Below are 18,115 nucleotides of genomic sequence, written 5' to 3' on the forward strand. Positions count from 1 at the left end.
TTTATTATAGAAATAAATTTTATATCTGTTACAGGGTACGCTTAACTTCTTTGGTGGTAAAGCCTTCGATGTTATCGCCTTCTCTGATATCGTTGAAGTTTTTAATGCTGATACCGCACTCGTAGCCTTGCTTAACCTCGGCCACATCGTCTTTGAAACGTTTCAGCGCATCAACGTCACCAGTATAGACTACTATACCATCGCGTACCAGGCGCACCTTGTTGTTGCGTTTCAGGAAGCCTTCGGTAACCATACAGCCGGCAACTGTACCAACCTTAGAGATTCTGAATACTTCACGAACTTCAGCATTACCTGTGATCACCTCTTCTACTGTAGGTGCAAGCATACCTTCCATGGCATCTTTCACTTCGTTGATGGCATCGTAGATGATCGAGTACAGGCGTACTTCAATTTCTTCCTGCTCGGCAATTCTACGCGCACCTGCCGATGGACGTACCTGGAAACCAATCACAATTGCATCTGAAGCAGAAGCTAACAGAATGTCTGATTCTGAGATCTGACCAACCGCTTTGTGAATGATGTTTACCTGTACCTCTTCGGTAGAGAGCTTCAGTAACGAATCTGAAAGTGCCTCGATTGAGCCATCCACGTCACCTTTAACAATAACGTTAAGCTCTTTGAAGGTACCAATTGCCAGACGGCGGCCAATCTCGTCCAGTGTAATGTGCTTTTTGGTACGCATGCTCTGCTCACGCATCAGCTGCTCACGCTTGGTAGCGATTTCGCGAGCTTCGCGGTCAGTTTCCATTACATTGAACTTATCACCGGCCTGGGGTGCACCACTTAGGCCCAGCATCTGCACCGGGGTAGATGGCCCAACCTTTTTGATGCGCTGACCAAGGTGGTTGAACATGGCCTTAACCTTACCATAGTGCTGTCCGGCCAGTACAATATCGCCTACATTGAGGGTACCTGTTTGTACCAGCAGGGTAGTTACATAACCACGGCCTTTATCGAGGGTGGCTTCAATAACAGTACCGGAAGCGGCACGTTCAGGGTTAGCCTTAAGCTCAAGCAGCTCGGCCTCCAGCAGTACTTTTTCCAGCAGGTCGTCAATACCCTGGCCAGATTTGGCAGAAATTTCCTGGCACTGGTATTTACCACCCCAGTCTTCTACCAGTATGTTGATGTTTGCCAGCTCTTCCCTGATTTTTTCCGGGTTAGCATTTGGCTTATCTACTTTGTTAATGGCAATGATAATAGGTGCACCAGCCACCTGTGCGTGGTTGATGGCCTCTTTGGTTTGAGGCATCACGGCGTCGTCGGCCGCTACTACTATAATTACAATATCGGTTACTTTAGCACCACGGGCACGCATGGCCGTAAAGGCTTCGTGACCAGGTGTATCCAGGAATGCAATGCGTTTGCCGCTGTCGGTGGTTACATCGTAGGCACCAATGTGCTGGGTAATACCACCGGCTTCGCCGGCTGCTACCTTGGCATTACGGATGTAGTCAAGGAGCGAGGTTTTACCGTGGTCAACGTGACCCATGATGGTTACAATCGGTGCACGATCTACCAGGTCTTCCGGTGCATCTTCTTCCTCGGTTACTTCGGCTTCGTCATCGCTGGTGGTAAACTCTACATTATAGCCAAACTCATCGGCAATAACGGTAATAGCTTCTGCATCCAGGCGCTGGTTAATCGATACGAACATACCCAGGCTCATACAGGTAGAGATGATCTCATTCACAGTTACGTTCATGAGTGCAGCCAGGTCGTTAGCCGATACGAACTCGGTAACTTTCAGTGTTTTTGCATCTTCCTGCTCCTGCAGCATACGCTCCTGCTCGGCATCTGCGGCAGCAGAGCGTTTGTCGCGGCGATATTTTGCACGGTTGCTGGAGCGACCGCCACCTTTACCACCACCACTCAGGCGGGCAAGGGTTTCCTTGATCTGCTCCTGAATCTGTTTATCAGTAAGCTCTTCTTTAGGGGCTCTTGGAGCAGGAGCACCTGGCCTGCCACCTCTTTGTGGACCTCCAGGACCTCTTCCAGCTCCTCCAGGTCCGCCTGGGCCTCTGCCCGGACCACCAGGTCCGCGCTGTCCACCAGGACCACCAGGGCCTCTGCCCGGGCCACCAGGTCCGGCCGTGCCACGCTGGCCGCCAGGTCCGCCCTGACCACCTCTGAAAAGTTTATCAGTTTTAGTTTCTGCAGTACCCCCGGCCTGGGCAGTTGGCTGCTGGCCTGGTTGTGTAATGCGCTTACGCAAACGCTTTTTCTTCTTTCTGTCGTCAGAAGAAGCAACAGGTTTATCTTTTTTGCCACCACGGCCTCTATCGGCAGGCAGCTCAATTTTACCTAATACAGTAAGCCCTTTGAGTGCATCTGCTTTTGCCTGAATTACCTTTTCGGGCTGGTCAGCTGTTGCCTGTATCTCTTCTTCCTTTTTAGGAGAGGCAGGTGCTGCTGCTGTAGTATCTTCTTTTTTGGGTCCGGCCTGGCTAGGTCCGGCCTGGTTAGATCCAGCCTGTATAGGCCTGTCTTGTGCAGGTCTGGCTGGCTGCGAGCCGGCAGTTTGCTGTCCGCCTTTTTGCGGTGCGCTTGTCCGGGGCTCATTCTGTGCAGGTTGGGCCGAAGGCGCGGCCTGTTCTGGCTTGGCGGTTGCTGCTTTATCAGCAGGTGACTGTGTAGGCTGCTCTGTTCTTGCAGGAGCTGCAGCTATTGGTTGTTGAGGCATCTGCTTTTCTGGTGCAACAGGAGCCTTCGCTTGCGGTTCTGCTGCTTGTTGTGGCTTTGGCTGTTCCGGCTGAACGTACTGTTCTTTAGCTGGAGTAGCTGCTTCCTGAGCCTGTGGCGTTACCGGTTTAGAAGGTGTAACGGGCTGTTCTGGTGCTTGCGCAGCAGCAGGTTTTGCCGGTTTGTCTTCTTCTTTGGTACGTGCAGGCTTGTTGAGGTCTATTTTACCCAATACTTTCAAACCACCCAGTTTTGGGCGGTCAAGGTTGTTACTGCCTTCGGCATCTTCTGCTTTAGGTGCCTGCTGCGTTTCTGCAGCCTGTGGAGCAGGGGTAGCCTCTGTTTTGGGTGTTTCTGCTTTAGGGGCCTCTGGTTGCGCCTGTGCAGCAACAGGCTGTGTTGCTGCAGGCTTAGCAGGCTCCTGTGGCTTAACTTCCGGAGTGCGGGCACTCTCTACAGTCCGCGTCTCTCCAGACCGGGTCTCTCCAGACCGGGTCTCTGCAGGCCGTGCTTGCTCGGTTTTGCGGAAGTTGCCTTTTATAAATATTTCATCATCATCGTCGCCGGATTGATTAGCAGGCTCATCGCTGTCTGCATCGATCACAACGTTTTGGTTGCTTTTTCTGCCAATGGTGAGGCTGTGTGCCTCCTCTTTATCCATAGCAGAGGACGCAAATTCCCGTTCCAAAACTCTGTATTGGTCTTCAGAAATTTTGGCGTTGGGGTTATTTTCTACTTCATGGCCTTTTCTGCCCAGATAGTCAATAATGGTATCTTTACCAATATTGAGCTTTCGGGCCACTTGACCAAGCCTCATCATTTTTGCTTCTGCCATATCCGCTGCCTTCTTTCTCTTGTTTTTTTAGTTAAGGTTCGGGCGATTTTTTTACTCAAATTCCTGACGCAGCACCTGGTGAACACTTTCGATCGTTTCCTCTTCCAGGTCAGTACGTCTTAACAGATCATCTTTGGAAAGGGCAAGTACGCTCTTAGCTGTATCAAGCCCCACCCGATGAAACTCGTCAATGATCCACTGTTCGATTTCGTCGTTGAATTCCTCCAACGCTACATCTTCGTCGTCAATGGTATCCACATCGCGGAACACGTCTATTTCCAGTTCTACCAGACGGCTGGCCAGCTTAATGTTCTGACCACCGCGGCCAATGGCCAGCGATACCTGGTCGGGCTTAAGGTACACGGCAACGCGCCCGTTTTCTTCATCTACTTTCATGTTGCTGATCTTAGCCGGGCTAAGTGCACGGGTAATGAACAGCTCCTTATTTTCAGTAAAATTGATAACGTCTATATTCTCGTTTTGCAGCTCGCGCACAATGCTGTGAATACGTGAGCCTTTCATACCAACGCAGGCACCCACCGGGTCAATCCTGTCGTCGAAGCTTTCTACAGCTACTTTGGCACGCTCGCCGGGTTCACGTACAATTCTGCGAACAACAATCTGCTCGTCGTAAATTTCAGGAACCTCTGCTTCGAACAGGCGCTCCAGGAATACCGGCGAAGTGCGGCTGAGGATAATACGCGGCGTGCCGTTTACCATCTCAACACGGTGTATAATCGCCTTGGCAGTATCGCCTTTGCGGAAACGATCTTTCGGAATCTGCTCGCCCTTAGGCAGGATCAGTTCGTTTCCTTCTGCATCAAGCAGCAGCACCTCGCGGCCCAGTACCTGATAAATTTCGGCGGTGATCATCTCACCTACCATATCTTTATACTTCTGGAAAAGAATTTCTTTTTCCAGGTCTTTTACTTTCTGAATAAGCGTTTGCCGGGCAGTAAGTACTGCACGGCGGCCAAAATCCTCCAGCTTTACTTCTTCGGCAACTTCCTCACCTATCTCAAAGTCAGGCTCGATCTTCTGTGCTTCAGTAAGGCTGATCTTGTCATGATCCCAGATATCCTCGGAGTTATCATCAACAATCTCACGGAAACGCCAGATCTCCAGGTCGCCCTTTTCGGCATTGATGATAATGTCGAAGTTATCGTCGGTGCCATATCTTTTGCGGATCATGGTCCGGAAAACATCTTCCAGAATCCGGATCATGGTTGGCCGGTCTATATTTTTACGCTTTGCAAACTCGGCAAAGTTTTCTATTAACGTTCCGCTGCTCATCTTTTTATGAAAATGACACTAATACACTAACACTCTTGATGTTATCATGGCTGATAAACACTTCGTTGTGCAGGGTTTGCTTTTTAACTTTTGTTTCTTCATTTACCCGGATGCCCTCGGCAGTAATTTCCAGTAAAGGACCTACTACTGTAGCACCATCGGTCTTGGTTACTTTTACGCGTCTGCCAATATGCTTAGGGTACTGCCGCTGGTATTTCAGCGGAAAGTCTACGCCAGGCGAAGAAACTTCCAGAGACCAGGCTCCTTCAAAAAAATCTTTTTCTTCAAGTGCTGCTGATATCCTGCGGCTAAGCCGGGCACACTCATCAATGGTTACGCCCTCGTCGCCATCTATCAGTACCATTACCTTCTGACGCCGGGCAGCTCCTGTAACCACTATTTCTACTAAAAACAGGTGGGGCTGCTCCTGCAGATACTCCTGGGCCAGGTTAGCAATGTATTCTTTTACCTCCATGCATCAAATGCGTTGCTTAAAGAAAAGAGGGGACTTCATTGTCCCCTCTGCTCGAGAAACGCTTATTTAGCGGCAAAATTAATATTTTTTGGATACTAAAACAACTTTTTCATAAGAATAAGCTATTTTCAGCGTTCAGCCGCGCTTTTGCTAAAGGCTTTTGGTCTCCTAAGCCTTTTGTTTCTATTCTCAAACAGAACGATTACAAGTTTAATAACAGCTTTTACTAAAAAGTTGGTTCACTTGTGGAGATGTTTTCTCCTTTAGTCCTGTATTTTTGCAAAAATTCAATCTGTTCTTAGCTGATTACTTCTGGCTTTTTGCCGGAAGGCTGGTCAGCTTCTATAACTTTGTGCCCATGATACCACCGCTTCGCGTTTACAATACCTTAAGCCGACAAAAAGAAGTATTTGAGCCTCTGGCACCACCGCATGTTGGCATGTATGTGTGCGGACCAACCGTTTACAGCGATGTGCACCTGGGCAATGTGCGCACCTTTCTGAGCTTCGATATTATTTACCGTTACCTGAAGCAGCAGGGCTATAAGGTGCGCTATGTGCGTAACATCACGGATGTAGGCCACCTGTTGGGCGAGACCAACGAAGGTGAAGACCGGATTTCGCAGAAAGCCCGCCTGGAGAACCTGGAGCCTATGGAGGTAGTACAGCGCTACACCAACGGCTTTCATGAGGTAATGCAGCAGTTTAATATTTTACCGCCCAGCATTGAGCCGGCGGCAACCGGGCATATTGTAGAGCAAATTGGCCTTACCCAGCGGCTGCTGGAGCAGGGCCTGGCCTACGAAGTTAACGGATCGGTGTATTTTGATGTAAGCAAATATAACCAGGAGCATAACTACGGCAAGCTTAGCGGCCGCAATGTAGAGGAGCTGATTGCCAACACCCGTGAGCTGGAGGGGCAGGAAATAAAACGTAATCCTGCAGATTTTGCCCTCTGGAAAAAGGCGCAGCCCGAGCACATCATGCGCTGGCCATCGCCCTGGGGCCCTGGATTTCCGGGCTGGCACCTGGAGTGCACTGTTATGAGCACCAAATACCTGGGTGAGCGTTTCGATATACACGGTGGCGGCATGGATCTTAAATTTCCGCACCACGAATGTGAAATAGCCCAGTCGGTTGGCAGCTGCGGGGTAGATCCGGCCAAATACTGGGTGCACACCAACATGGTGACCATCAATGGCCAGAAAATGAGCAAGAGCCTGGGCAATAGTATTCTGCCTTCGCAGTTTATTACAGGTAACCACCCGCTGCTCGACCAGCCATACAGCCCCATGGTGCTGCGCTTTTTTATGCTGCAGTCGCATTACGCCAGCACGCTGGATATTAGCATGGAGGCCCTGCAGGCTGCCAAGAAAGGCTACCTGAAGCTGATGAATGGCATGCGTGTACTGCGCAACCTGGAGTACAGCGAGCAGGAGGGCATTGAGTTTAATGAAAAAGGAGCCCAGCAGGTAAAAGGCCTGTGCGATAACTGCTACCGCTCCATGAACGATGATTTTAACACTGCCCAAACCATTGGCCACCTGTTTAACCTGGTTAAAAAGATAAATGCGCTGCAAACAGGGCAGCTTAGTACTGCAGAGCTGGGCAGGGAGGTTTTTGATCAGATGAAGCAAACCTTCATCAGCTTTACAGAAGAGGTGCTGGGCTTGCGCGAAGAACTGGACCTGCGCCCTGAGAATCTGCTGGAGGCACTCCTGGAGGTATACCGCCAGGCAAAAGAACAAAAAGACTATGAGCGTGTAGACCAGATCAGGGCAAGCCTGCGCAACAGCGGCATTGTGGTAAAAGACATGAAGCAGGGCATCGACTGGGCTTACGAGGAGTAGGAATGGCTTGTGACAGAATAGACTGTAGATAATGGACTGCAGCGGCTATGTGCACCAAGCAGACTAGAATAGATTTTCTTAGGTATTTTGCCTGATGATGGTGGCAGCATGAAAGTGCTGCAGGGTTCAAAAACTGGCAAACAGCAATCGGAAATAATTGATGAAATTAAAAAATATACTTCTACCCGGCCTGTTTCTGGCACTGTTGCAGGTAACAGGCTGTGGCGATGATAACAGAAGAGCGGGCGGAGAAGAGCAGGCAACTGTATCTGCAGTTGAAAGGCTGGAAGGCGTTACCGTGCCTGCATTTAATGCAGACTCTGCCTATGCCTATGTGGCTGCTCAGGTGGCCTTTGGGCCCAGGGTGCCCAATACCGAGCAGCACCGGCAGGCTGGCGATTTTCTGATTGCCAAGTTTAAGGAGTATGGTGCGGAGGTACAGGTGCAGGAGTTTGCTGCAGAAGCTTTTGATGGAACCACCCTGCAGCTGCGTAATATCATAGCCAGCTACAACCCACAGGCTACCAAGCGGGTTTTGCTTGCTGCCCACTGGGATACCCGCCCTTTTGCCGATAAAGATCCTGATGAGGCAAACAGGAACCAACCCATACTGGGTGCAAATGATGGCGGCAGTGGCGTGGGCGTACTGCTTGAAATTGCGCGGCAGCTGGGCCAGGGGCCCTTGCCGCAGGTAGGTGTTGATATTATCCTGTACGATGGCGAAGACTATGGCGAGCCCCATCAGTCTAAAGATGTGCAGCCGAAACAGGGTGGAACCTACTGGTGCCTTGGCTCGCAGTACTGGGCCCGCAACAAACACGAAGTAGGGTACAATGCGTATTTTGGCATATTGCTGGATATGGTGGGTGCTAAAGATGCCATGTTTTACCGTGAAGAGTACTCGCGCACTTATGCACCCAGTGTAGTAAAACGGGTGTGGGGCTGGGGCAATGAGCTAGGCTATGGCCGTTACTTCCGCTACGAAAATAGCGAACCAATCATCGATGACCACTATTTCATGAATGCAGGCGGTGTGCCTTCCATAGACATTATTGAGTTCGACCCCGCTTCTGATTTTTATTTTGGCAAATACCACCACACGATGGAAGACAACATGGAGATCATCAGCCCGGAAACGCTAAAAGCTGTTGGCGAAACAGTAATGCACGTGGTATATCATGAGCCTGCCCCTGCCGTGGCAAATTAATTTTACTGATGGGTAAGCATGTACTGCCTGTGGTGTTAAAAAATTGTGTAGTTAGCAGGCTTGATTTTCCTGATAAGTAATGGATACCACTGATGTCATCAGCTACATTAACAGCAACAACCTGGTGGGAATACGGGGCGGAAGTAAGCCCAGGGAGTTCCTGTATATCTGGATGGTGGTGGTGGCAAACAGGATTTTTGTACGCTCCTGGGGCTTAAGTGAAAGAAGCTGGTACACCGCCTTTCTGGAGGAAGGAACAGGCGCAATAAAATGCGGAGAAACTGAAGTGGCTGTTAGGGGAATTATTCCTGCGGATATTGCCGTACTGGGACCAAAGATAAACGAGGCATATCTGCAGAAGTATACTTCGGAGCATAACCGCCCGTATGCCAATGGCATAGTACAGCCAGCGCATATGGCAAAAACGCTGGAGCTTGTACCCCTTGCTGCCGGCAACATAAAGGCAAAACAATAGAGCAGATATGCTTTTCTGCTAGTCCTGCAGTTGATCCTGTAGATCGTTCACTGCCTGCGCATGCGCCTGCATGTAGGGAAGGGTTTGTGATGCCCAGTTTCGCATGTTCATGTCCAGGGCCTCATCGGAGGCAATTTCATACTGGTGGATCATCTTGCGCTGAATATCACTAAGAACCTGCAGGTATTCTTTCTCAAACTGCGGGGAAGAAAGCTGCTTTAGCTTATCATGGTAACTTTGTACATCCTGCCCTTCTGTATTGGGTAGTACTACCTCCTTTTGCTGTGCCATTTGCTTAATCTGGTTATTAAGCTTTTTGTGCCAGGCGGCAGATTGTTCGGCAAAGCTTCTGGCTGCCGGGCTTTGGGCTTTCTGGAGTGCCAGCTCGCTGTAGCGAATAATCATCATTCCATAGCTGTAGGCATCTATGAGAAAAGCAGCATCCTGGCGGGCATCCCAGCTTTCTGAAGATGCCTCGCTCAGCTGCAGTGCTTTTTCTTTTGTCTGGGTATTGCTGCTGCCTCTATCGCACGAAGAGAGCGATACAGCTATGGCCATGCAAAGCAGGCCTGTTTGGAAACGACAGAGGCACGGCATACCTGCTAGCGCCGGTCGCGGCGTTTTTCTTCGGCCGGAAAGGTAAGCAGTACGCTTATGCCTGCTCCAAACCAAAAGATGAACATAATGGGGAACCAGGAATTATCAAAGAATAAAACAGTTCCGCCTTTATTAGAGGTAAAAACACCAATTATTACAAATACCAGGGAAATAAGCCCCATAATGGTCATCACAAAACCGGCAGTTCTCATATTTTTATTTTATAGTGTTGTTTTATTTAACGCTCCAGGCGAGCAACGTGATTATCTACAGATTGCTCTACATCGTTTATTACTTCCTTAATCTCGTTCTTTACGTCTTCCCATTCATCGTCGGTAGCAGCCTGTATGCTATTGTACTGCGCTACCAGTCTTTCACGCTCTTCGTCCAGCTGGTCAATGATTTGCTCATATTCCTGCCTGGCCGAAGCAGATACAGATTTTGCTTCATCTTCTACCTTTTCAATTCGCTCGTCTACCTGGTCCAGCTTCTGGTTAAGCGTTGTGGTTAGTTCCTCTTTTTCCGTTCTTACTTCTTCAGATGCCTTCAGGCTATAAGCACCAGGCACATCTGCGAGGTCCTCATAAACAACGTCGTCGGCATCTTCTGAAAGAGCCTCCCTGTTATTGGTGCAGGCAGTGGTTCCAATTAAGGCGGCTGCAACAGCTGCGGCCCCCAGGAATTTCCGAAAGTTTGTTAATGGTTTTTTCATAGTCGGCTAAAAAATTGATTATTACCGACTTATTTTACGGGAACATGCCAGTAGGGTTAATTTTGCCCCCTACTGATGGTTTACCACGTTCATCAGGTACTGGCCATAGCCACTTTTCATCAGTGGGTTAGCAAGCCTTCTTAGTCCTTCCTCATCAATAAAGCCCATCCGGTATGCCACTTCCTCGATACAGCCTACCTTAAGACCCTGGCGTTCCTCGATTACCTGTACAAACTGGCCTGCCTGCATCAGGGAAGCAAAGGTGCCGGTATCGAGCCAGGCAGTGCCACGGCTTAAAATACCTACCTTCAGCTTGCCCTCCCGCAGATAATGCTGGTTGATATCTGTGATCTCCAGCTCGCCGCGTGGGCTTGGCTTCAGGCTATGAGCAATATCTACTACCTGGTTATCATAGAAGTAAAGACCGGGTACTGCGTAGTTAGACTTAGGCTTTGCAGGTTTTTCTTCGATAGAGATGGCCCGCTGGTCCTGGTCAAACTCCACCACACCGTAACGTTCAGGGTCATGAACGTGGTAGGCAAACACTACCCCTCCATCCGGATCGTTATTGCTCTGAAGCATCTTAGCCAGGCCACTGCCATAGAAGATGTTGTCTCCCAGTACAAGGGCAACCTTCTCTTTGCCAATAAAATCGGCGCCTATGGTAAATGCCTGGGCCAGGCCTTTGGGCTCTGGCTGCACAGCATATGAGAAACGGCAGCCGAGGCTTTCGCCATTGCCTAGCAGTCGCTCAAAATTCGGGAGGTCGTGTGGCGTAGAAATGATCAGAATTTCACGTATGCCTGCCATCATGAGGATAGACAGCGGATAATAGATCATTGGCTTATCGTAAACCGGCATTAGCTGTTTACTAACGGCTAAAGTAAGCGGGTGCAGACGGGTACCAGAGCCGCCGGCCAAAATAATTCCTTTCATTCTGAAGAAATAAAATTTATTGCTGCGCTAAATTAAGAAGGTTTGGCTCAGCTGCCAAGTATTATGCATTTTCCTTAGCACCTACTGCAGCAGGCTGGTAGGGGATGCTAACAATAAACCGGCTTCCTTTGTGTGGCACACTACGCAGCTTTACGGTGCCCTGCAGCTTTTCTACGGCATTTCTTAATATGTACAGGCCAAGGCCGGTTCCGTTAGAGCGGGTGGTTGCCCTGTAAAACATATCGAAAATATGTGCCTGGGCCTCTTCAGAAATGCCAATGCCATTGTCGCTCACTTCCAGTACCAGCTGATCGTCTTTAAGTTTGATGCACACCAAAACCTTTGGAGCCGTATCGGAGCAGTACTTGATGGCATTTTCCAGCAGGTTCTGGATGATCGTTTGCAGCAGGTTTTCTTCGATGTAAACGCTGTCCTTTATTTCTATGCGTATGGTAAAAGTGATCCTGTAGAAATCCGGCAGGTGGCACAGCGATTGCAGGCAGTCCTGCACCATGTTTCTAAGATTAACCATGCCCATGCGGGCTGCTCCTTTTTTTACCCGGGAAAGGGTAAGCAAATCGGTAACTGTTGTATTGAGCCGGCCAATGGTTGAGTGGTAGTGGTTAAAGTACTCCATTACCTTGGGGTCGTGGCCATACTCCAGTTCCACAATACGGTGCAGCGCCATGAGCGAGCGCAGTGGTCCTTTCATATCGTGGGTTACCCGGTCTATGAACAGGCCCATATCCTGTTGCTCCTGCACCAGCTGGGTTTCTTTTTGCTTTAGTTTACTTATGTCCAGCGCAATGGCTGTTATATAAGGTTCTTCTCCGGGGCGGTCTAATAAGCCAGCTGTATACTGTACCCAGAGATACTGCTGATTTTTATGCCTGATCTGTAACTCTGTGGTAAAAGCTGTTTTGCTGCCGCTGGCCAGTTCTAGCATCTGGCTGTTAAACATGGGGGCATGCTGCGGATGGAGCAGCTTGTTTAAACCAATAACCTGCAGCTCACTGTCGGTATATCCCAGCATCTGGCAGAACTGCTGATTATAGCGAATAAGGTTAAGGCTTTTATCGTATATAAGCGAGGCGGTGGCCAGGCTTTCAAACTGCTGGTCTTCGGCCTGAGCCTCTGAAGGCTTTTTTATTGTTAGTGAAATGCTGCTGTTGCAGCACTTGATACGCAACAGATGGGTGGTGTAGCCATTTTCTATTGCAGACAGCCTGGTGATGGCTTCGTAAGCGCGTGACTTGTTCTGGGCCAGTAAAAGCTTTCTGATTAGCGGGGCTTTGTCTTCGGGGTGTACCCTGTCTAAAAACGAGTGCTGGCGGGCCTGGAGTGCAGGGAGTTTAAAAAACAGAAGCAGGGGGGCATTTGCAGCCAGCATGCGTCCATCGGGCAGGAGCAAAGCACAGGGTTCTTCTATCAAGTTTAGGACAAAAGTTACCTCTGCCGGTAACGCCAGGCCACTGGAGGAGAGGTCTGCCGGCAAAGCATCCCTTTTCGTGAGTTTCTCTTTTTTACCTGCAGAATACATAACCCGGAGCTGGAGAAGCATCCGAACGGATGTTCTATATAGTCCTATATTTTATTCCAAGCTAAACAAATCTAGTTAAATATCTTACAACTTCAGGACATTTGTGTTATTTTAGTTTTTAAAATAACAAAAAGTAGTGTTCTTTCGGGACTAATTACAAAAGTGCGCATTTAACCTTTTTTTGAACCTGTTCGTTAGTAACCAGCATATGGAGATGAAGACAATTACAAGGAATTTATTGCTGTCAGTACTATTTTTTGGACTGTTGCCCGGAGGCTTATTTGCAGAAGAGGTTTTTGCACAAATGGGTGCACCTGATTCACTGGTGTTTATCAGTGGCAGGATTATAAATGCGAAAGACAGCACACCAGTTGTGGCAAAAATCAGGTTTAGAAAGCTGCCCCATGGAGATGATGTTGGTGTATCGGTGAGCAACAAAACCGGTACTTACCAGATGCCTGTGCTCAATGAGCGCAGCTATGGTTTTGAGGTAATAGCAGAGGGATACATACCGTTAAGACAACAGGTAGATATTTATGATTTCAACAGAGATCAGCTGGTACAGAAAGATTTTCTGATGGAACCTGTTCGGGTAGGGCAGATCATGGAGTTCGATAACTTTCTGTTTGATCAGAGCGAGGCCATCCTGCTGCCAGAATCTTACCCTACACTCGACAAACTGGTTGATTTGATGATGGACAACCCTACGCTGGTTATTCAGCTGGAGGGACATACGGATTTCAGGGGGCCTGTTGGCGCAAACAGACGCCTTTCCGCAGAGCGTGTGGAGGTGATACAAAATTACCTGGTGAACAAGGGAATTCAGAAAGACCGGGTAAAAACCAAAGCTTTTGGAGGCTCGCAGCCGCTGTCGAAAGAAGATACCGCCGAAGCCCGGCAGCTCAACAGAAGGGTTGAAATACGCATTTTGCAGGAGTAGTATTGAGCGGGAAACCTCCGTAGATTTCTTAACAAAACCCGAAAAAATGGTAAAGTTTGTAACTTACCACGAGTATACTTGTTGAATAATATATAAAGTTTGACTTTTAGGAATTACATTACAGCCAAAGAAAAACTCTTTTTGAGATATGAGAATACACTTTTACAGTTATAGGTTATTGTTTATTTGTTTGCTGCTAATAGCTGCAGCTCCCACTTATGCACAGAACGTTCAGTGGGCATCAAAGGTTTTAGAAGTATCCAGTGAAATTTCCGGCAACCAGTTTTCATCCATGCAGGCGCTGAAAGCACCCAATGTGTTGCCAGCTGGTGGCGAAAACCCCAATGCCTGGACACCCGACCGACCAAACCGCAAGGAGTTTATTAAAGTAGGCTTCGATGAGCCAATGCGTATACGCCAGATTATTGTAGCGGAGTCTTACAATCCTACTGCTGTATCTGAGGTTTATGCCTATGATACCCAGGGTAAGGAGTACCTGATCGAAACTTTTCAGCCACAAGCTGTGCGTAATGCCGAAGGCCGTTTGCTGAACATCTTCCTTGACCGTACCGAGTACGATGTGGCCGCCGTGAAGGTAGTTCTGGATGGTACTGTATTACCAGGTTACCACAGCATCGATGCAATTGGTATCTCTAAATCAAGAGCACCTATTGTAATTGACGTTAATGTGGCGGCAGATGTGAACCCCGATATCCAGGCACAAAAGCTGGGGCCAGAGGTAAACAGTGAATACAAAGAGCTTAAGCCGCTGCTGTCTCCTGATGGCAATACCCTGTTCTTTAGCCGCCGCAACCACCCTGCTAACGTAGGTGGTGTGAATGATAAGGAAGATATCTGGTTCTCTGAGAAGAACGTGCAAACCGGAGAGTGGACTGAAGCAAAAAATATTGGAGCTCCACTTAACAACGAAGGCCCTAATTTTATCAGCTCTATTACTCCTGATGGTAATACCATGCTGCTGCTGTTAGGTAACCGTTACGACAAGCGCGGCAAAATGCGTGCGGGTGTATCCATGAGCTATAAAGACGGCGACAAATGGACAGACCCGGTAGCCCTTGAAATTGATAATGAGTATAACTTTTCAGATCAGGCTAACTTCTATCTTGCCCAGAGCCGCAAAACCCTGCTGATGTCGGTGCAGCGTGAAGATACCCGCGGTGACCGCGATTTGTACGTGAGCTTTCTGAAGGAAAACGGCAACTGGACAGAGCCAAAGAACCTGGGCGATATATTGAACACTGCAGGTATTGAAGGCAGCCCTTTCCTGGCAGCCGACGACCGCACCCTATATTTCTCTTCTAATGGTTTTAGCGGCTATGGCGGAAGTGATATTTATGTTACCCGCCGCCTGGACGATACCTGGACAAACTGGTCGGAGCCTGAAAACTTAGGCCCAAGCATTAACTCTAACGGTGATGACCTTTTCTTCAACATTCCGCTTAGTGGTGAGCAGGCCTACTACTCACGTGGTGCTACCGATGCCGATGTAGATATTTTCTCCCTGGACCTGCCGGTGTTCTACAAGCCATCGCCGGTTGTAGTAGTAAAGGGTAAGGTATACAATGCTAAAACCAATGAACCAATTGGTGCTGCCAGAATATTCTATGAGCGTTTGTCTGATGGTGTTGAAGTAGGTATTGCCCGCAGCGAATCTGATGGTAGCTACCAGATTATTCTGCCATACGGCGAGCGCTATGGCTATCTGGCAGAAGCACCTGGCTTTGTTTCCATCAGTGCTAACATAAACCTGGTAGAAGAGCAGGAATTTAAGGAAATTACCCAAGACCTGTACCTGATGCCAATCGAAGTTGGTGCCCGTGTTACCATCAACAACATCTTCTTCGATTTCGACAAGGCAACCCTGCGTCCGGAGAGCTATCCGGAGCTGAACCGCCTGCTAGAGCTGCTGAACCAGTATCCTAACATGAGCATCAGGATTGAAGGTCACACCGACGCTCTTGGTTCAAATGAATACAACCAACGCCTTTCTCAGCGAAGAGCTGATGCTGTTGCCCGCTTCCTGCGCGTAAATGGTATCAACACAGATCGCCTGGTGGTAGAAGGTAAAGGTGAAACAACCCCGGTTGCTACCAATGAAACCGAAGAGGGACGTCAGCTGAACCGCCGTGTTGAGTTTGAGATTACAGAGCAGTAATGTTTATAATACTACCAGCTTAAAAAAGAAGGGCCACTGCTGCAGTGGCCCTTCTTTTTTTATGCCAGCCAGAGCCTGACGCTGGCTTAATGTGAATTAGATTAAAGCTACTGCTAATCTACCTGTTATCATCTTCTACAGCTAAATACAAGCCGTCATTCTCCTGAAAAGGGAAAATCACCATTCCTGTTTTTAGCTGACAGCTCCCCGCCTGCGCGGTGATGACGATCAAGGAGCAATTAACGCTGATGCTAACCATAACGCACGTTGGCTTACAACCCATGGCAAACAGGGTGCAGGCACAGTGTAGGGAGATGTACGCTTACATTGAACGAATATTAAAGAGGAGCACAAGTCCTTTGAATAAGGCAGCTTAGGAGCCGTGTATTATACGTGTGTTGTTTAAGCAGGAGCCTGCGCAGGCAGGCACAGAAGCGAAAGCAAAACAGTTGGCAGATGTTTTGGCAGAACAGCTGAGGAAGAATTTGAGGTAGATTAAGATTAGAGATTACCCAAACTTTGGAAAGCTGTTACCGGCCTGATATCAGGCGTGCTGTTTTTTCAAAACGCTCGGAGCGATACAGGAGCTGCCCTCTGCGCAGGTGATCCGTTGCATGCGCCATGCTGCGCTGGTTGAAATGCCATGCGGCATAGTTATAATACTGAAGCCCCGCCAGCTCGCGGAGGTCTATGGTTCTGAAGATCTTAAGGTTCAGGTTGTAATAGCCTGCGGCCTGTTCGCTGTTTTTGATTGCCTGCAGGCGCTCCTTCACCCCATTGGTGTTTGCTACAAAGCCATTGGCAGGATCGGTAGTTTCCAATAAAATCAGTTGCCCGTTTTGCGGCTTTACCAGCAAAACAATGTGGTTGATTGATTCTATGATCTGATAGTGGTAGCCTAAGCGCTCCAGGATCAGTGCATAAAATGCGGTTGCACTCAGGCAGTTATATTCGCCAGTCTGGAAAAGGGCCTGTAGACCGGTGTACTTTGTATAGTGTTTTAAGTACCGCCGGTGCACATCGTAAAATAGCTGATGCAGCAGCTGCTGATCTGCTATTTTACCTTTTTTATCGAGCCACTGCTGGCTGTAGGCATTAAGATCATGCTCCCACTCTAACAGTTTTCCGGTTTTACCGCTGGCATAAGCAGGCATAAAAAGCCTCAGATCAGAAGACCTGGCGCTTAAGAGTACAAAAGAATCGAAATTTTGCCTTAAGGGTTGCGGCCTTGCATGCTTGTTACCTGCTAATGCCTGGTTAGTATACCCTGTTACTAACAGTAAAGCCAATATCACCACAAAACGTACCATGTTCCCTCCTTTTCATTGCTGTTTACGCTATGTTAACATCAAGTTAACAATTTGTTAACATAGCAATATGCAAATCGTTGGCTTTATTTTAAAAATAGTTTAGTGAGGAAATAGCCGGATAGCACCTGCTTTAAGGTAAAAGCATTTTGTCAGGCGGAATGAAAGATAGGGGGTAAAGAAGTTAAAGAACTAAACCTGGTGTTTTGCCCTTTGCAGGCTGCTTGCGCCCGGTGAGATGTAAGGCACAACAGAGCATAGAGAAGTAACTTATTGCTTGGGGGGAAATACATTCCATAAAAAAGCCCGGGTTTACCGGGCACTGTGTATTATACATTGATAGTGTGTAAGCAAACAAATCAGCGGCTGCTGATATTCTTAATAAGGCTAATACCTGTCAGGAAAAAGATTAAGCCAAGTACTGCTACAATAGCACCCTGCCATACACCCATTGCCAGTCCCATTAAGTTTGTACCACCGCTAATAATGGCAATTACTGCTATTATTAGTATAATGATACCGAGTATGGTAAGAATGGTGCCAAAAACTTGCTTCAGATCCATAAAAAATCATTTTTTGATGATAGTATATCGTTTCCTTAGATTGAAATGTTTCAATTCAGAAGAATCCGGCGGTTTTTATCCATTCATGTTTAGCTTCTAGAACAGTAGCGATAGGGCAACAGGCAGGCAGGCAGGGGAATACACTCCTGATGCTATCCGGCTGAATTAATCCTGGCCCTTGCCGGAAGTACCAGGCTTTGACTGCGCCTCCTGCTTTGCTTTCTCCATCTTTTTCTGGGGTGTAAGCACCGCACTGCCTAAGTGAGCCTGCTGCTGGTCTGATTCCCTGCGTTCTTCTGGCTTTCTGTCCTTGTTCTTCATGCGGCTTTCTTCGGCCTGCATCTTTTTGGGAGGAGTAAGTGGTTCATCTCCAAAGCTTGCCCTGCGGCCTTCAGCTACTTTTTCTACTGTTCCTTTCTGTTCTGTGCCTTTTTTAGGATTATTTGCATTGTTTTCCATATTTCAAAAATCTAGTTTTACCTTAGTATACGAGAAGCAGCAGATGAG

General features: G+C 48.2%; 16 protein-coding genes. 5 read left to right on the plus strand and 11 right to left on the minus strand.

Annotated elements, in window-relative coordinates:
- Nucleotides 1–28 precede the first annotated feature (28 nt).
- Genes infB through rimP form a run of 3 tightly spaced genes read right to left on the minus strand, consistent with a single transcriptional unit; the run spans nt 29 to nt 5,306 of the window.
- Nucleotides 29–3,538: a translation initiation factor IF-2 gene (gene infB / locus KWJ01_RS26615; protein WP_225000182.1), complete on the minus strand. Its 3,510-nt coding sequence runs from the start codon at nt 3,536–3,538 to the stop codon at nt 29–31.
- A gap of 51 nt (nt 3,539–3,589) precedes the next feature.
- A complete protein-coding gene (nusA, locus tag KWJ01_RS26620; protein WP_225000183.1) occupies nt 3,590–4,831 on the minus strand; it encodes a transcription termination factor NusA in 1,242 nt (413 codons plus the stop codon).
- 4 nt (nt 4,832–4,835) lie between these two features.
- Nucleotides 4,836–5,306 (minus strand): ribosome maturation factor RimP, encoded by a 471-nt coding sequence (rimP, locus tag KWJ01_RS26625; protein WP_225000184.1) that lies wholly within the window; start codon nt 5,304–5,306, stop codon nt 4,836–4,838.
- A 358-nt stretch (nt 5,307–5,664) separates the two neighbouring features.
- Here rimP and cysS point away from each other — a divergent pair, with 358 nt between their 5' ends.
- From cysS to KWJ01_RS26640, 3 genes are all read left to right on the plus strand, one after another.
- Complete coding sequence (cysS, locus tag KWJ01_RS26630; protein ID WP_225000185.1) at nt 5,665–7,155, plus strand: cysteine--tRNA ligase; 1,491 nt, start codon at nt 5,665–5,667, stop codon at nt 7,153–7,155.
- A gap of 160 nt (nt 7,156–7,315) precedes the next feature.
- On the plus strand, nt 7,316–8,362 hold the full coding sequence (locus KWJ01_RS26635) for a M28 family peptidase (RefSeq protein ID WP_225000186.1): 1,047 nt from the start codon (nt 7,316–7,318) through the stop codon (nt 8,360–8,362).
- A 79-nt stretch (nt 8,363–8,441) separates the two neighbouring features.
- The gene (locus KWJ01_RS26640; protein WP_225000187.1) at nt 8,442–8,837 is read left to right on the plus strand and encodes a DUF2255 family protein; all 396 of its coding nucleotides are present in this window, start codon (nt 8,442–8,444) and stop codon (nt 8,835–8,837) included.
- A gap of 18 nt (nt 8,838–8,855) precedes the next feature.
- Here the strand turns inward: KWJ01_RS26640 and KWJ01_RS26645 are convergent, their stop codons facing one another.
- From KWJ01_RS26645 to KWJ01_RS26665, 5 genes are all read right to left on the minus strand, one after another.
- Complete coding sequence (locus tag KWJ01_RS26645; RefSeq protein ID WP_225000188.1) at nt 8,856–9,395, minus strand: DUF4142 domain-containing protein; 540 nt, start codon at nt 9,393–9,395, stop codon at nt 8,856–8,858.
- Between the two features lie 44 nt (nt 9,396–9,439).
- On the minus strand, nt 9,440–9,646 hold the full coding sequence (locus KWJ01_RS26650) for a hypothetical protein (protein ID WP_225000189.1): 207 nt from the start codon (nt 9,644–9,646) through the stop codon (nt 9,440–9,442).
- A 26-nt stretch (nt 9,647–9,672) separates the two neighbouring features.
- Nucleotides 9,673–10,146 carry a hypothetical protein gene (locus KWJ01_RS26655; RefSeq protein WP_225000190.1) on the minus strand — a complete coding sequence of 158 codons (474 nt, stop codon included), beginning with the start codon at nt 10,144–10,146 and terminating at the stop codon, nt 9,673–9,675.
- 69 nt (nt 10,147–10,215) lie between these two features.
- Nucleotides 10,216–11,082, minus strand: a complete 867-nt coding sequence (gene rfbA / locus KWJ01_RS26660) for a glucose-1-phosphate thymidylyltransferase RfbA (protein WP_225000191.1) — start codon at nt 11,080–11,082, stop codon at nt 10,216–10,218.
- A gap of 61 nt (nt 11,083–11,143) precedes the next feature.
- Entirely contained in the window at nt 11,144–12,643 is a 1,500-nt protein-coding gene (locus KWJ01_RS26665) for a PAS domain-containing sensor histidine kinase (RefSeq protein WP_225000192.1), read from the minus strand.
- A gap of 193 nt (nt 12,644–12,836) precedes the next feature.
- Here KWJ01_RS26665 and KWJ01_RS26670 point away from each other — a divergent pair, with 193 nt between their 5' ends.
- Nucleotides 12,837–13,562 (plus strand): OmpA family protein, encoded by a 726-nt coding sequence (locus KWJ01_RS26670; RefSeq protein ID WP_225000193.1) that lies wholly within the window; start codon nt 12,837–12,839, stop codon nt 13,560–13,562.
- A 148-nt stretch (nt 13,563–13,710) separates the two neighbouring features.
- Nucleotides 13,711–15,738, plus strand: coding sequence for an OmpA family protein (locus KWJ01_RS26675; RefSeq protein WP_225000194.1), 2,028 nt, complete (start codon nt 13,711–13,713; stop codon nt 15,736–15,738).
- Between the two features lie 530 nt (nt 15,739–16,268).
- Here KWJ01_RS26675 and KWJ01_RS26680 read toward each other — a convergent pair.
- The 3 genes from KWJ01_RS26680 to KWJ01_RS26690 all read right to left on the minus strand — a co-directional run bounded on the left by KWJ01_RS26680 (nt 16,269) and on the right by KWJ01_RS26690 (nt 18,067).
- On the minus strand, nt 16,269–17,048 hold the full coding sequence (locus KWJ01_RS26680) for a hypothetical protein (RefSeq protein WP_225000195.1): 780 nt from the start codon (nt 17,046–17,048) through the stop codon (nt 16,269–16,271).
- Between the two features lie 356 nt (nt 17,049–17,404).
- The gene (locus KWJ01_RS26685) at nt 17,405–17,608 is read right to left on the minus strand and encodes a hypothetical protein (RefSeq protein WP_225000196.1); all 204 of its coding nucleotides are present in this window, start codon (nt 17,606–17,608) and stop codon (nt 17,405–17,407) included.
- 165 nt (nt 17,609–17,773) lie between these two features.
- Complete coding sequence (locus tag KWJ01_RS26690) at nt 17,774–18,067, minus strand: hypothetical protein (RefSeq protein ID WP_225000197.1); 294 nt, start codon at nt 18,065–18,067, stop codon at nt 17,774–17,776.
- Nucleotides 18,068–18,115: the final 48 nt, after the last annotated feature.

The organism is Cesiribacter sp. SM1 (assembly GCF_020178975.1).
Taxonomy (GTDB): Bacteria; Bacteroidota; Bacteroidia; order Cytophagales; family Cyclobacteriaceae; genus Cesiribacter.

Excerpts from the sequence above, each read along its gene's own strand:
- infB (WP_225000182.1), bottom strand. The coding sequence starts at position 3,538 with ATGGCAGAAGCAAAAATGATGAGGCTTGGTCAAGTGGCCCGAAAGCTC.
- nusA (WP_225000183.1), bottom strand. The coding sequence starts at position 4,831 with ATGAGCAGCGGAACGTTAATAGAAAACTTTGCCGAGTTTGCAAAGCGT.
- rimP (WP_225000184.1), bottom strand. The coding sequence starts at position 5,306 with ATGGAGGTAAAAGAATACATTGCTAACCTGGCCCAGGAGTATCTGCAG.
- cysS (WP_225000185.1), top strand. The coding sequence starts at position 5,665 with ATGATACCACCGCTTCGCGTTTACAATACCTTAAGCCGACAAAAAGAA.
- KWJ01_RS26635 (WP_225000186.1), top strand. The coding sequence starts at position 7,316 with ATGAAATTAAAAAATATACTTCTACCCGGCCTGTTTCTGGCACTGTTG.
- KWJ01_RS26640 (WP_225000187.1), top strand. The coding sequence starts at position 8,442 with ATGGATACCACTGATGTCATCAGCTACATTAACAGCAACAACCTGGTG.
- KWJ01_RS26645 (WP_225000188.1), bottom strand. The coding sequence starts at position 9,395 with ATGGCCATAGCTGTATCGCTCTCTTCGTGCGATAGAGGCAGCAGCAAT.
- KWJ01_RS26650 (WP_225000189.1), bottom strand. The coding sequence starts at position 9,646 with ATGAGAACTGCCGGTTTTGTGATGACCATTATGGGGCTTATTTCCCTG.
- KWJ01_RS26655 (WP_225000190.1), bottom strand. The coding sequence starts at position 10,146 with ATGAAAAAACCATTAACAAACTTTCGGAAATTCCTGGGGGCCGCAGCT.
- rfbA (WP_225000191.1), bottom strand. The coding sequence starts at position 11,082 with ATGAAAGGAATTATTTTGGCCGGCGGCTCTGGTACCCGTCTGCACCCG.
- KWJ01_RS26665 (WP_225000192.1), bottom strand. The coding sequence starts at position 12,643 with ATGCTTCTCCAGCTCCGGGTTATGTATTCTGCAGGTAAAAAAGAGAAA.
- KWJ01_RS26670 (WP_225000193.1), top strand. The coding sequence starts at position 12,837 with ATGAAGACAATTACAAGGAATTTATTGCTGTCAGTACTATTTTTTGGA.
- KWJ01_RS26675 (WP_225000194.1), top strand. The coding sequence starts at position 13,711 with ATGAGAATACACTTTTACAGTTATAGGTTATTGTTTATTTGTTTGCTG.
- KWJ01_RS26680 (WP_225000195.1), bottom strand. The coding sequence starts at position 17,048 with ATGGTACGTTTTGTGGTGATATTGGCTTTACTGTTAGTAACAGGGTAT.
- KWJ01_RS26685 (WP_225000196.1), bottom strand. The coding sequence starts at position 17,608 with ATGGATCTGAAGCAAGTTTTTGGCACCATTCTTACCATACTCGGTATC.
- KWJ01_RS26690 (WP_225000197.1), bottom strand. The coding sequence starts at position 18,067 with ATGGAAAACAATGCAAATAATCCTAAAAAAGGCACAGAACAGAAAGGA.